Genomic DNA, 12,535 nt, shown 5'->3' with positions numbered 1-12,535 from the left:
ATGGATTGAGGAGAGATCGATGGCTGCGGTTCAGGAAACCGTCGAACAGGTTCGCGCGATCGACGTGGACCAGTACAAATACGGCTTCTCGACCGATATCGAGATGGAGCTCGCGCCGAAGGGCCTCTCCGAGGACATCGTCCGCTACATCTCGGCGCGCAAGAACGAGCCGGCCTGGATGCTGGAATGGCGCCTCGACGCCTATCGCCGCTGGCTGACCATGCGCGAGCCGGATTGGGCGCGCGTCGACTACCCGAAGATCGACTTCCAGGACATGTACTATTACGCCGCGCCGAAATCGAATGCGGCGCCGAACTCGCTCGACGAGATCGATCCGGCGATCCTGGAGACCTACAAGAAGCTGGGCATCCCGCTGCGCGAGCAGGAGATTCTCGCCGGCATCGCGCCGGAGAAGCGCATCGCGGTCGATGCCGTCTTCGATTCCGTCTCGGTCGTGACGACGTTCAAGGATGAGCTGCGCAAGTCTGGCGTCATCTTCTGCTCGATCTCCGAGGCGCTCCACGAGCACCCGGAACTGGTGAAGCAGTATATCGGCTCGGTCGTGCCGACGACCGACAACTTCTACGCCACGCTGAACGCCGCCGTCTTTTCCGACGGGTCCTTCGTCTATATCCCGCCGGGTGTGCGCTGCCCGATGGAGCTCTCGACCTATTTCCGCATCAACGAGCAGAAGACCGGCCAGTTCGAGCGGACCCTGATCATCGCCGACAAGGGCGCCTATGTCAGCTATCTCGAAGGCTGCACGGCACCGATGCGCGACGAGAACCAGCTGCATGCGGCGGTTGTCGAGCTGATTGCCCACGACGATGCCGAGATCAAGTACTCGACCGTCCAGAACTGGTATCCGGGCGATGCCGAGGGCAAGGGCGGCATCTACAATTTCGTCACCAAGCGCGGCGACTGCCGTGGCGACCGCTCGAAAATCTCGTGGACGCAGGTGGAGACCGGCTCGGCCATTACCTGGAAATATCCGTCCTGCATCCTGCGCGGCGACGATTCACAGGGTGAGTTCTATTCGATCGCCGTGTCGAACGGAGCCCAGCAGGTCGATTCCGGCACCAAGATGATCCATCTGGGCAAGAACACCCGGAGCCGGATCATCTCCAAGGGCATTTCGGCTGGACGCTCCAACAACACCTATCGCGGCCTCGTCTCGGCTCATCGCAAGGCGAAGAACGCCAAGAACTTCACCAATTGCGACAGCCTGCTGATCGGCAACGACTGCGGCGCGCACACCGTGCCCTATATCGAGAGCAAGACCTCGACGGCGGTGTTCGAGCACGAGGCAACGACATCCAAGGTCTCCGAGGACCAGATGTTCTATTGCCAGCAGCGTGGGCTGACGAGCGAGGAAGCCGTGGCGCTGATCGTCAACGGCTTCGTCAAGGACGTGCTGCAGCAGCTCCCCATGGAATTCATGGTGGAAGCGCAAAAGCTCATCGCGATTTCGCTCGAGGGCAGCGTCGGCTGACGCTGGCTGCTCCGAGACCTCCCATTCTGATGGCGCGCCTCGCCGCGCCACATCCCAAGACAATCGACGGAACAGACCGATGCTGGAAATCAAGAACCTGACCGCCAAGATCGCCGACGAGGACAAGCAGATCCTCAACGGCTTGAACCTCACTGTCGAAAAGGGCCAGGTGGCGGCCATCATGGGCCCGAACGGCTCGGGCAAGTCGACGCTCTCCTATGTGCTGGCGGGCCGTTCCGACTATGAGGTGACCGAGGGCGAGGCGCTGCTCGATGGCGTCAACATCCTGGAGATGGATCCGGACGAGCGCGCTGCCGCCGGCCTGTTCCTCGCCTTCCAGTACCCGATCGAGATCCCCGGCGTCGGCCAGATGACCTTCCTGAAGGCGGCGATCAACTCGCAGCGCAAGAAGCAGGGTCTGGAGGAAATGCCTACCCCTGAGTTCATCAAGCTGGTCAATGCCCATGCCAAGAAGCTCGGCATCTCCAACGACATGCTGAAGCGCTCGGTCAATGTCGGCTTTTCCGGCGGCGAGAAGAAGCGCAACGAGATCCTGCAGATGTCGCTGCTGGCGCCGAAGCTCGCGATTCTCGACGAGACCGATTCCGGCCTCGACATCGATGCGCTGAAGGTGGTGGCTGACGGCGTCAACGCCATGCGCTCGCCGGATCGCTCTTTCCTGGTGATCACGCATTACCAGCGGCTGCTCGACTATATCAAGCCGGACATCGTCCATGTCCTCTCGGCTGGCCGCATCATCAAGTCTGGCGGGCCGGAGCTGGCTCTCGAGCTTGAAGCCAATGGCTATGCCGACATTGTCGGCCGGGCGGCCTGAGGATCATCGCAATGAATGCCGTGACCCCCATCAGGACACCGGCGGAGCAGGCGCTGATCGGCGCCTTCGCTGCCACCCGTGAACAGTCATCCGGCGCGCTCGGCGAGTTGCGTGAGCGCGGCTTTGCGCAGTTCGAAGCCGACGGCCTGCCGCATCGGCGCGTCGAGGAATGGAAGTACACCGACCTGCGCGCGTCGATGCGCGAGGCCAAGCCGCTGGCCGGGGCTCCGGCCGCAGCCGAGTTGCTCGCTGCCAAGAACAAGGTCGATGCCATGCCGCGCATCGGCGGCGCCCGCATCGTGCTGGTCGATGGCTTCTATGCGCCGGAACTGTCGGATGGCTCGCGCCTGCCAGAGGGCGTTGCCATCACTCCGCTGGCCGAGGCGCTCGTGCTTCGCCCCGAGCTTGCCGCCCGCCTCACCGGCGGCAAGGGTACTGCGACCAATGCGGCTTTCGCGCTGAACGGCGCCTTTCTGACCGACGGCCTGGTGATCGATATCGCAGCCGGCGCCGATGTCGGCCATGTGCTCGATCTCGTGTCCATCGTGTCGTCAGCTGCCCAGTTCGTCACGTCGCGTGTGCTGGTCCTGGTCGGGCAGGGCGCATCCGCCGGTCTCGTCGAGACCCATGTGGGACCTGCCGGCATCGACTATCAGAAGAACAGCGTCGTCCAGGCCTTCATCGGCGATGGCGCGACCTTCGAGCATGGCCGCCGGCAGATCGAAGGCGACAAGGCGATGCATCTCGCAACGCTGGAAGCCGTGATCGGCGCCAATGCCCATTTCGACACGCTGACGCTGACCACCGGCGCCGCCTTGTCGCGCAACCAGCTCTTCGTGTCATTCTCGGGCGAGCATGCCAAGGCGACGCTGCGCGGCGTGACCATGCTGCGCGGCAAGCAGCATGCTGATACGACCCTGGTCATGGACCACGGTGTGCCGCATTGCGACAGCCGCGAGCTGTTCAAGCATGTGCTGGACGACGAGGCCCATGGCGTGTTCCAGGGCCGGATCAATGTTGCCAAGGAAGCGCAGAAGACCGACGGCCGCATGATGAGCCAGACCATCATGCTGAAGGACGGTCCTTCGATGGACAACAAGCCGGAGCTCGAGATCTTCGCCGACGACGTCCAGTGCGCCCATGGCTGCACCTGCGGCGAGCTGGACGAAGACCTGATGTTCTATCTGATGGCACGCGGCATTCCGAGGGCAGAGACCGAGCGGCTGCTGGTGGAAGCCTTCGCCCGCGAGGCGATCGAGGATTTCGGCGACGGCCCGCTCGCTGCAGTGGAAGAGCTGCGCGAGGCCATGCTCGGCACGGTCGGCGACTGGATGCGGGCGAGGGGCTGACCGGCAGATGACCCAGCATCCCGCGGTCGCGAATGGCGGCTATGACGTCGAGCTGATCCGGAGGGATTTCCCGGCGCTGTCGCTGAAGCCTTATGGCAAGGACCTGGTCTATCTCGACAATGCCGCCTCGGCGCAGAAGCCAAAGGCGGTGATCGACCGGATCACTCGTGCGTACGAAACAGAATATTCCAATGTCCACCGGGGGTTGCATTATTTAGCTAATGCAGCAACTGAAGCTTATGAAGCCGCCCGCGAGAGCGTGCGCGCCTTCATCAACGCGCCATCCGTCGACCAGGTGATCTTCACGCGCAACGCGTCGGAGGCGATCAATCTCGCGGCCGCCTCGTTCGGCGGCCTGGTGATCGGCGAGGGCGACGAGATCGTGCTCTCGATCATGGAGCACCATTCGAATATCGTGCCCTGGCATTTCCATCGCGAACGGCGTGGTGCGAAACTCGTCTGGGCGCCGATCGACGAGGACGGCAATTTCCTTATCGACGAGTTCGAGAAGCTGCTCGGCCCGCGCGTCAAGATGGTGGCGCTGACTCATATGTCGAACGCGCTCGGTACGGTGGTGCCGATCAAGGAATGCATCCGGATGGCGCATGCGCGCGGGATTCCGGTTCTGGTCGACGGCTCGCAGGCGAGCGTCCATATGGACGTCGACGTCCAGGACATCGATGCCGACTTCTACGTGTTTACCGGCCACAAGCTCTACGGTCCCACCGGCATCGGCGTTCTTTACGGCAAGAAGGAACATCTCGAGCGCATGCCGCCGTTCAACGGCGGTGGCGAGATGATCAGCGTCGTGACCACCGAGGGTGTGACCTACAACGACCCGCCGCATCGCTTCGAGGCGGGAACGCCGGCGATCGTCCAGGCGATCGGGCTCGGCGAGGCGCTGGATTACATGCGCTCGATCGGCCGCGACCGCATCCGCGCTCACGAAGACGACCTCGTTCGCTATGCCCACCAGAAGCTCTCGGCGATCAATTCGCTCAGGATCTTCGGCAATGCCCGCGACAAGGGTGCGATCGTCTCCTTCGAGATGAAGGGCGCCCATGCCCATGACGTCGCGACCGTCATCGACCGCTACGGCGTGGCGGTGAGGGCCGGCACCCATTGCGCCATGCCTCTCCTGCAGCGTTTCGGCGTGACATCCACTTGCCGTGCATCATTTGGCCTGTACAACACCCGGGACGAAGTGGACCGCCTTGCGGAGGCCCTCCTCAAGGCCCACTCTATGTTCAGCTAGGCACCTGAGGGACTTTGACCCCGATGGACGACACACAGACGCTCAATACGACGGTTGCCGGCGATGCGACGGCTATTCCGCCAGAGGAACTCGATCGGCTGACCGACGAGATCGTGACCGCCATGAAGTCGGTCTACGATCCGGAGATCCCGTCCGATATCTACGAGCTCGGGCTGATCTATCGCGTCGATATCGACGATGCCCGCAAGGTTGCGATCGACATGACGCTGACCTCGCCATCGTGTCCGTCGGCTGCCGAGCTGCCGGGGATGGTGGAAAACGCGGTGGCGACGGTGCCCGGTATTTCCGAGGTGAAGGTGACGCTCACCTTCGACCCGCCCTGGGACCAGAGCCGCATGTCGGACGAGGCGCGCATCGCGCTCAACATGTGGTGACCGGGCGGCGGATCGCTTTCCGTCAACCGATCTCTTATATCTCGTGCATCATGCTTTGAACGCCGGGCCTTGAACCCGGTTCGTCTCGGAGACTCAGAATGCCCTTGCCGAAGATGCAGGCCATGCGCCTGACAGATGCCGCGGCGGACCGCGTGAAGGCGCTGATGGCCGGTTCTGCGACCGGCGTCGGCGGCTTGCGCGTTGGCGTCAAGAAGGGCGGCTGCGCCGGCATGGAATACACGATGGAATTCGTGGCTGAGCCAGCCCGCTTCGACGAGGTGGTTGAGGACAAGGGCGTGAAGCTGTTCATCGACGCCAAGGCCGTGCTCTATCTGCTCGGCACCGAGATGGACTTCGTCACCGACAAGCTCGCCTCGAAATTCGTGTTCAACAATCCGAACCAGACCTCAGCCTGCGGCTGCGGTGAATCGGTTGAGATCGCGCCGGCCAAGCCAGAGATGCTCGGCGCCGGCTGATGGCGGGCGGGACCTTCGATCCGGATGTCCTGATCGATCTGTTCCAACCCTTCGCGCGGGTTACCACCCGGCGCATGTTTTCCGGCTTTGCGGTCTATCGCGAGGGGATCGTCGTCGCTCTGGCGCTGCGCGACACGATCTACCTGCGCTGCGATGGCGAAACCGCGTCGGCCTTTGAGGCGGAAGGGTTGCTACCGTTTACCTATCGGACCCAAACAGGTGAGCGCTCGCTCGGCAGCTATCGCCGCATGCCTGACATCTGTTTCGATGACGAGGATGCGCTGGTTGTCTGGGCACGGCGCGCCTGGGAGGCCGCGCTGCGCACGCCAACCAAGACGCGCAAGCGCCGAACGAAGCCTGCCTGATCAGGCAACCTTGGCCGGCACGCTGTCGGCTTCGGGGTCCGTTTCGCAGATGACCCGGTTGCGGCCATTGCGCTTGGCGGCATAAAGGCAGCGATCAGCACGCTCGTAGAGGGTCGCGACGGTGTCGCCCGGCCGGAAGGCGGCAACGCCGAGCGAGACGGTGATGCGGCCGAGGTTCTCGCTGGTCGAGCGCTTGATCAGTTCCTTGGTCATCACGGCGCGGCGGATATGCTCGGCAACCGTGACGGCGGCCCGCAGCGTCGTATCGGGCAGGATGATCGCGAATTCCTCTCCGCCATAGCGGCAGGCGAGATCCTGGCCCTTGACGTTCTGCTTCACCGAGAGCGCCACGAGGCGCAGCACCTGGTCGCCCGTCAGATGGCCGAACGTGTCGTTGAATTTCTTAAAATGATCGATATCGCTGATCAACAAGGCCATTGGCGTTCCGCTCTTGTTGGCGAGCGCCAGGGACTTGGAGATGGCCTGATCGTAGAACTTGCGGTTGCCGAGCGAGGTAAGGGGGTCGGTCAGACTCTCGGTGCGGACGGCATCCAGGTTCTCCTGGAGCTGCTTGATCTCGGTTCGCGAAGCCTTCAGGCGCTGTTCCAGCGCCTTGTTGTTCGCCTCGATCTCGCGGGTCGAGCGGACGAGATTCTCGATGATGGAGCGCAGGCCTTCCGTCGAGCCAGTCGTTGCGAGCTTGGCGGATGCGCCCGCAAGGTCCTGACCGTAAGCGGTGGCATGACCTGCCGCGGAATCGATCATCGTCATGACATGTTCGATTTCGTCGACGACACGGTCGCCGAAGACATCGATCTTGTCGGTCAGGCGAGTCTGCGAGAGATAAGCCTCATAGATCCGGTCGAGGTCGTCCTGCGCAATGGCCCGCCGCGACGACAACACCTCGTTGACGGCATCCGACAGTTCGGTGTGGTAGCCGGAGGCGTAGGTGTACCAGACCTCGTAATTTCGCGGCATCGCCGAGAGCTTCCGGCCTTTGATCTGGCCGAAAGCAAGGTCGCCGAATGAGTGGCTGCGATCGATGTCAGCGTCGAGTTCGGGCATTGTCCTGCCGGTCCTGGCGGGCATCCGGAGGCCGGATGCGCGTACATTCTTGTGCAGGTGACAGGCTAGAGTCCGATTGCTGAATTCCGAGTAAAGATTCGAGGTGACCTAGCGTCACTTCGAACGATAAACGATCGGTCGCAACAGGAACTGCGGCAGATGCGACAGGTCCGCCTCTTCATTGGCGTCTTCGCGCGGCCGGGACCGCGGGGCGGGTGCTGCAGCGCGTGCGGCCGGAGCAGGCCGGGGTGCTGGCGCCGGTCGATCGGCACGTGGCTGGCGGGGCTCCGCCGGACGATCGGCTCGCGGCGCGCGCGCCTCGATGGGACGCTCGGTGGCGCGCTCCTCAGCCGCGCGCGGAGCGCGGGGTTCGCGAGACCGGCTTTCGCCGCCAGAGCGGCCTTCTGATCGGCCGGGGCGGGCGCCCCGTGCACCGCGACCGCTAGCAGACGGCCCGGCGCTGCGCCGCTCGCGGCGGCCTTCTTCGACATCCTCGTCGGAGACCGGCTCGCTTTCCCAAGGGATCGGCTGACCGATCAGCTTCTCGATGGCTCCCAGAAGCTTCAGGTCCTCGGAGGTAACGAGCGTGATCGCAGTGCCGAGACGCCCTGCGCGGCCTGTGCGGCCAATGCGGTGAACGTAGTCCTCGGCATGGTGAGGGGTGTCGTAGTTGATGACGTGGCTGACCTCGGGAATATCGAGGCCGCGTGCGGCGACGTCCGATGCAACCAGCAGTTTCATCGTGCCATCGCGGAACGAGGCGAGGGCTGCCATGCGTGCGCGCTGGTCCATGTCGCCATGCAGGGCCACGACCGGAAAGTCATGCTTCTGCAGGGACTTGTAGACAGTCGCCACTTCGCTCTTGCGGTTGCAGAAGATAATGGCGTTCTGCAGGTTCTCGGCGCCACGGATGAGCTCGCGCAGCATCTCGCGCTTCTCGAAATCCTTGCGGCCGGCACGCACCAGCTTCTGGGTGATGGTGGTGGCGGTGGAGGCGGGGCGGGAGACCTCGACCTTGACCGGGTTGTGCAGGAACTGCTCGGTGATGCGCTGAATTTCCGGCGGCATGGTGGCCGTGAAGAACAGCGTCTGCCGGGTGAAGGGCACCATCTTGCAGATGCGCTCGATGTCCGGGATGAAACCCATGTCCAGCATGCGATCGGCTTCGTCGATGACGAGCAGTTCAACGCCGGTGAGCAGCAAACGGCCGCGCTCGAAATGGTCGAGCAGCCGGCCGGGGGTGGCAATCAGCACATCGACGCCGCGGGTGAGCTTGGCGTCCTGGTCGCCGAACGACACGCCGCCGATGAGCAAGGCCACGGTCAGCTTGTGGTTGACGCCATATTTGACGAAGTTCTCTTCAACCTGGGCGGCAAGCTCGCGCGTCGGCTCCAGGATGAGGGTGCGCGGCATGCGGGCACGGGCGCGGCCCTGCTCCAGCATAGTCAGCATGGGCAGCGTAAAAGCCGCCGTCTTACCGGTGCCGGTCTGGGCGATGCCGAGGACGTCGCGCCTGGCGAGCACCTGCGGAATGGCCTGTTCCTGGATCGGAGTAGGATTGGTGTAGCCGGCGCTGGCGACGGCCGCTTGAACCTTGGCGCTGAGGCCCAGTTCGGAAAACGACATAGGGTAACTTTATCCTTCGGGAGTTCGATGGGGTCTGACAAATGCTGTCGGAGGCGTTCGGCGCGAAACGGTTTCGCGCGGATCGGCCTCTAGAACCCACGAGGCCGGACGGACGGTGCGAATGGCTCGTCTAAGCCGCTTCGACGCGTCGCAACATAGGCTCATACGGCCGCTTGTCAATGAAACCTAGCCGTGCAAGCGCTACAAGCGTCTGTGAACGGGTCGGATTCGACCTGAATTGGTGAAGAAAGACTCCCATGGGGCGACAGCACATCGTCTTCGTGCCGGGCTTGAACTGCACGGCCGAGCTTTTCCGGCCGCAGATCGATGCGCTTGGCGCGGACCATGACATTCATATCGCCGATCATGGCAGCGACGATTCGATTGCCGGGATTGCGAAGAGCCTGCTTGCCGCCGCTCCGCCGCGCTTTGCCCTCGCCGGCTTGTCGATGGGCGGCTATGTAGCGCTTGAGGTGATGCGTCAGGCGCCGCGCCGCGTCACGCGCCTTGCCTTGCTCGATACACGCGCCAGCCCGGACAATCCGCAGGACGCGGAAATTCGCCACATGCTGATCAAGCTGGCCGAGATCGGCAAGTTCGACGACGTACACCCGATGTTGTGGCCCCGTCTCGTCAACCCGAGCCGGTTCGGCGACAAGGCGCTGGAAGTGGTGGTGCGCACCATGGCGGAAGACACCGGACCCAAGCGCTTCATACGCCAGCAACGCGCCGTGCTCGGCCGGAACGACCTTCGCGGTGACCTCGGCGCGATTGGCTGTCCGACCCTTGTCCTTGTCGGCGGCCAGGACGCCGTCACGCCGCCCTTCATGTCCGAGGACATGGCGTCGGTGATCCCTGGGTCGACACTGACAATTGTCCCGGATTGCGGACACCTGGCGACGCTGGAATGTCCCGAAGCTGTGAACGACGCTCTGACGGAATGGCTTCAGCGCTAGGAAACGACATCAGTCAGCCGGCTAATTAAAAATATGAGCCGGCAAAGATTTCCCTGTCAGCGGGCCGACAACATCAGTTCGCCGGGCTGACCGATCGTCAGCACGTAGCGCCGCGCCTGTTGGTTGGTGAGGATCGTGGCATCCAGAATGACGCGCGAGCCACCGGGCGCCGGTTCGACCCGATAGTCGTCAACGACCGCGCGCCAATCGAAGATTTCCGGCACTTCCTCGGTCGCGACGGAGGCCAGCCGTCCGGTTCGGGGGTCGGCGACCGCCAGCCATTGAACGAACAGCCGCATCGCATCGTCGCCTGTGCCGGCCCGCAACAGAACGATGCGGGTCGGGCCGGTGCGCTCGCCGTTCGACCAGGACCCGGTCGTGCGCACCAGCACGATGTCGGTGGGAATGGCAGAGAGCAGGCGCGATGGATCGGTAGTCTGGGCGAGGGCGGGTCCCGGAGGCGAGGCGACAAGCCCTGCCAGTACGGCAACCACCCGTGCGAGCCGCAGCCGCTCGCCATCCATCTCAGATATCCAGTTCCTGGGCGAATTCGGCGCGTTCCTGGATGAAGGCGAACCGTGGCTCGGCCTTCACGCCCATCAGCCGCTCGACCGAATCATTGGTCTCTGGGCGTTCCTCGGGCACCACGCGCACCTGCAGGAGGGTGCGCACCTTGCGGTCCATGGTGGTTTCCTTCAGCTGCGCCGGCATCATCTCGCCGAGGCCTTTGAACCGTCCGATCTCGACCTTCTGGTTACCCTTGAAGGCCGAGTTGAGAAGCTCGTCCTTATGGGCATCGTCGCGGGCATAGAGCGTCTTGCCGCCCTGGGTCAGCCGGTAAAGCGGCGGCACGGCCAGATAGAGGTGGCCGTTGTCGACCAGGCGGGGCATCTGTCTGTAGAAGAAGGTGATCAGGAGGCTCGCGATATGGGCGCCGTCGACATCGGCGTCGGTCATGATCACGACCTTCTCGTAGCGCAGGTCCTCATCGGCATAATGGGAGCCGGTGCCGCAGCCGAGCGCCTGGATGAGGTCGGAGAGCTGCTGGTTCTGGGCAAGTTTGTCGCGGCCCGCAGAGGCGACGTTCAGGATCTTGCCGCGGAGCGGCAGCACGGCCTGGGTCTGGCGGTCGCGGGCCTGCTTGGCGGAGCCGCCGGCCGAGTCGCCCTCGACGATGAAGATCTCCGAACCCGCCGCCTGATTGTTGGAGCAATCGGCGAGCTTGCCCGGAAGGCGCAGCTTGCGCACGGCGGTCTTGCGGTTGACTTCCTTCTCGGCGCGACGGCGCAGCCGCTCCTCGGCCCGGTCCACAACCCAGTCGAGCAGGCGATTGGCCTGGTTGGGATTGCCGGCGAGCCAGTGATCGAACGGATCCTTGATCGCCTGGTCGACGATGCGCGAGGCCTCACCCGTTGCCAGCTTGTCCTTGGTCTGGCCCTGGAATTCCGGCTCGCGGATGAACACCGACAGCATGATGCCGCAGCCGACGAGAATGTCCTCGGCGGTGATCTGTGCCGCGCGCTTGGCATTGCCGGTGCGCTCGGCATGGTCCTTCAGGCCGCGCAGCATGGCGATGCGCAGACCCTGTTCATGGGTGCCGCCATCGGGTGTCGGGATCGTGTTGCAATAGGACGAGATGAAGCCGTCCTGGTCGGCGACCCAGCCGATCGCCCATTCCACCGAGCCATGGCCGTGGCGGTCGAGCTTGCCGGCGAACAGGTCCGGATGGACCATGGAGGCGCCGGTGAGCGTCGCGCCCAGATAGTCCTTCAGGCCGCCCGGAAAGCGGAGGACCGCCTTTTCCGGCGTGTCGGTTCCCTTGACCAGTTCCGGTGCGCAGGACCAGCGGATTTCGACGCCGCCAAACAGATAGGCCTTGGAGCGGGCCATCTTGAACAGGCGCGCCGCCTTGAACTGATGGCCATCCTTGAAGATTTCCGGGTCAGGCAGGAAGCGCACCTTAGTGCCGCGCCGGTTCTGGACGCGTCCCAGCTCTTCGAGACCGGTCTGGGGGATGCCACGCGAAAAGCGCTGGCGATAGAGCATCTGGCCGCGCGCCACCTCGACATCGAGTTCGATGGAGAGCGCATTGACCACCGATACGCCGACGCCGTGCAGGCCGCCCGACGTCTCATAGACCTTCGAGTCGAATTTGCCACCCGCATGGAGCGTGCACATGATGACTTCGAGCGCCGACTTGTCCGGGAATTTCGGATGGGGGTCGATCGGAATGCCGCGGCCGTTGTCGGTGACGGAGAGCGACCCATCGAGGCCGAGTTCGACATCGATGAAGGTGGCATGGCCGGCGACGGCCTCGTCCATCGCATTGTCGATCACCTCGGCGAAGAGGTGGTGCAACGCCTTCTCATCCGTGCCGCCAATATACATGCCGGGCCGGCGGCGCACTGGCTCCAGGCCCTCGAGCACCTCGATGGCAGACGCGGTGTAGCCGGCTTCGCCGGGTGTCGAGGCGCCGGCCTTCGCTGCGGGCTTCGTGGCTTCTACCCTGACAGGTTCGGGTTTGGCCCGTACAGGCGCCGCCGGGGCGGGTTTCGCCTCCGAGCCGCCAAACAGATCATTGGAATCGTCCATTGCGCACCATGGCTTCGCGGACCCGATCCGGAATCCCGCGAAGGAATGTCCGGTCGACCGTAATTGACGGGCGGCGCTGCGCCCCGAATCAGTTTCGCTCATATAAGCACAGCCGCAGGCCCAAGCGAA

At 63.8% G+C, this 12,535-nt stretch carries 12 protein-coding genes; 8 read left to right on the top strand and 4 right to left on the bottom strand.

All coding sequences use genetic code 11. The annotated features are described in order from the left end of the window. The first annotated feature begins 19 nt into the window (after positions 1-19). The 7 genes from sufB to E8L99_RS18645 all read left to right on the top strand — a co-directional run bounded on the left by sufB (position 20) and on the right by E8L99_RS18645 (position 6,167). On the top strand, positions 20-1,492 hold the full coding sequence (gene sufB, locus E8L99_RS18675; RefSeq protein WP_137100965.1) for a Fe-S cluster assembly protein SufB: 1,473 nt from the start codon (positions 20-22) through the stop codon (positions 1,490-1,492). Positions 1,493-1,571: 79 nt separating this feature from the next. Further along, positions 1,572-2,327 (top strand): Fe-S cluster assembly ATPase SufC, encoded by a 756-nt coding sequence (sufC, locus tag E8L99_RS18670; protein WP_137100964.1) that lies wholly within the window; start codon positions 1,572-1,574, stop codon positions 2,325-2,327. 11 nt (positions 2,328-2,338) lie between these two features. Beyond that, complete coding sequence (gene sufD / locus E8L99_RS18665) at positions 2,339-3,676, top strand: Fe-S cluster assembly protein SufD (RefSeq protein WP_137100963.1); 1,338 nt, start codon at positions 2,339-2,341, stop codon at positions 3,674-3,676. A gap of 7 nt (positions 3,677-3,683) precedes the next feature. Next, positions 3,684-4,931: a cysteine desulfurase gene (locus tag E8L99_RS18660; RefSeq protein WP_137100962.1), complete on the top strand. Its 1,248-nt coding sequence runs from the start codon at positions 3,684-3,686 to the stop codon at positions 4,929-4,931. A 23-nt stretch (positions 4,932-4,954) separates the two neighbouring features. Further along, positions 4,955-5,326: an SUF system Fe-S cluster assembly protein gene (locus E8L99_RS18655; protein ID WP_137100961.1), complete on the top strand. Its 372-nt coding sequence runs from the start codon at positions 4,955-4,957 to the stop codon at positions 5,324-5,326. A gap of 98 nt (positions 5,327-5,424) precedes the next feature. Then, a complete protein-coding gene (gene sufA, locus E8L99_RS18650; RefSeq protein ID WP_252511155.1) occupies positions 5,425-5,802 on the top strand; it encodes a Fe-S cluster assembly scaffold SufA in 378 nt (125 codons plus the stop codon). After that, complete coding sequence (locus E8L99_RS18645) at positions 5,802-6,167, top strand: TfoX/Sxy family protein (protein ID WP_137100960.1); 366 nt, start codon at positions 5,802-5,804, stop codon at positions 6,165-6,167. The genes sufA and E8L99_RS18645 overlap by 1 nt, the downstream gene beginning before the upstream one ends. Here the strand turns inward: E8L99_RS18645 and E8L99_RS18640 are convergent, their stop codons facing one another. Continuing rightward, the gene (locus E8L99_RS18640; RefSeq protein WP_137100959.1) at positions 6,168-7,232 is read right to left on the bottom strand and encodes a GGDEF domain-containing protein; all 1,065 of its coding nucleotides are present in this window, start codon (positions 7,230-7,232) and stop codon (positions 6,168-6,170) included. A 114-nt stretch (positions 7,233-7,346) separates the two neighbouring features. Next, positions 7,347-8,858, bottom strand: coding sequence for a DEAD/DEAH box helicase (locus tag E8L99_RS18635; protein WP_137100958.1), 1,512 nt, complete (start codon positions 8,856-8,858; stop codon positions 7,347-7,349). A gap of 257 nt (positions 8,859-9,115) precedes the next feature. Here E8L99_RS18635 and E8L99_RS18630 point away from each other — a divergent pair, with 257 nt between their 5' ends. Further along, complete coding sequence (locus tag E8L99_RS18630) at positions 9,116-9,814, top strand: alpha/beta fold hydrolase (RefSeq protein WP_137100957.1); 699 nt, start codon at positions 9,116-9,118, stop codon at positions 9,812-9,814. A gap of 56 nt (positions 9,815-9,870) precedes the next feature. On the opposite strand, the gene E8L99_RS18625 is transcribed toward E8L99_RS18630, so the two are convergent. Both E8L99_RS18625 and parE read right to left on the bottom strand, forming a co-directional pair. Further along, positions 9,871-10,338 carry a hypothetical protein gene (locus E8L99_RS18625; RefSeq protein WP_137100956.1) on the bottom strand — a complete coding sequence of 156 codons (468 nt, stop codon included), beginning with the start codon at positions 10,336-10,338 and terminating at the stop codon, positions 9,871-9,873. 1 nt (position 10,339) lies between these two features. Next, positions 10,340-12,406, bottom strand: a complete 2,067-nt coding sequence (parE, locus tag E8L99_RS18620) for a DNA topoisomerase IV subunit B (RefSeq protein ID WP_137100955.1) — start codon at positions 12,404-12,406, stop codon at positions 10,340-10,342. Between the last annotated feature and the right edge of the window lie 129 nt (positions 12,407-12,535).

Source organism: Phreatobacter aquaticus (genome assembly GCF_005160265.1).
Lineage (GTDB): Bacteria > Pseudomonadota > Alphaproteobacteria > Rhizobiales > Phreatobacteraceae > Phreatobacter > Phreatobacter aquaticus.
The sequence above is the reverse complement of the archived record's forward strand: the minus strand, read 5'-3'. Positions and strand labels throughout refer to the sequence as shown.

Excerpts from the sequence above, each read along its gene's own strand:
- parE (WP_137100955.1), bottom strand. The coding sequence starts at position 12,406 with ATGGACGATTCCAATGATCTGTTTGGCGGCTCGGAGGCGAAACCCGCC.
- E8L99_RS18640 (WP_137100959.1), bottom strand. The coding sequence starts at position 7,232 with ATGCCCGAACTCGACGCTGACATCGATCGCAGCCACTCATTCGGCGAC.
- sufC (WP_137100964.1), top strand. The coding sequence starts at position 1,572 with ATGCTGGAAATCAAGAACCTGACCGCCAAGATCGCCGACGAGGACAAG.
- E8L99_RS18625 (WP_137100956.1), bottom strand. The coding sequence starts at position 10,338 with ATGGATGGCGAGCGGCTGCGGCTCGCACGGGTGGTTGCCGTACTGGCA.
- E8L99_RS18630 (WP_137100957.1), top strand. The coding sequence starts at position 9,116 with ATGGGGCGACAGCACATCGTCTTCGTGCCGGGCTTGAACTGCACGGCC.
- sufD (WP_137100963.1), top strand. The coding sequence starts at position 2,339 with ATGAATGCCGTGACCCCCATCAGGACACCGGCGGAGCAGGCGCTGATC.
- E8L99_RS18660 (WP_137100962.1), top strand. The coding sequence starts at position 3,684 with ATGACCCAGCATCCCGCGGTCGCGAATGGCGGCTATGACGTCGAGCTG.
- sufB (WP_137100965.1), top strand. The coding sequence starts at position 20 with ATGGCTGCGGTTCAGGAAACCGTCGAACAGGTTCGCGCGATCGACGTG.
- E8L99_RS18635 (WP_137100958.1), bottom strand. The coding sequence starts at position 8,858 with ATGTCGTTTTCCGAACTGGGCCTCAGCGCCAAGGTTCAAGCGGCCGTC.
- E8L99_RS18655 (WP_137100961.1), top strand. The coding sequence starts at position 4,955 with ATGGACGACACACAGACGCTCAATACGACGGTTGCCGGCGATGCGACG.
- sufA (WP_252511155.1), top strand. The coding sequence starts at position 5,425 with ATGCCCTTGCCGAAGATGCAGGCCATGCGCCTGACAGATGCCGCGGCG.
- E8L99_RS18645 (WP_137100960.1), top strand. The coding sequence starts at position 5,802 with ATGGCGGGCGGGACCTTCGATCCGGATGTCCTGATCGATCTGTTCCAA.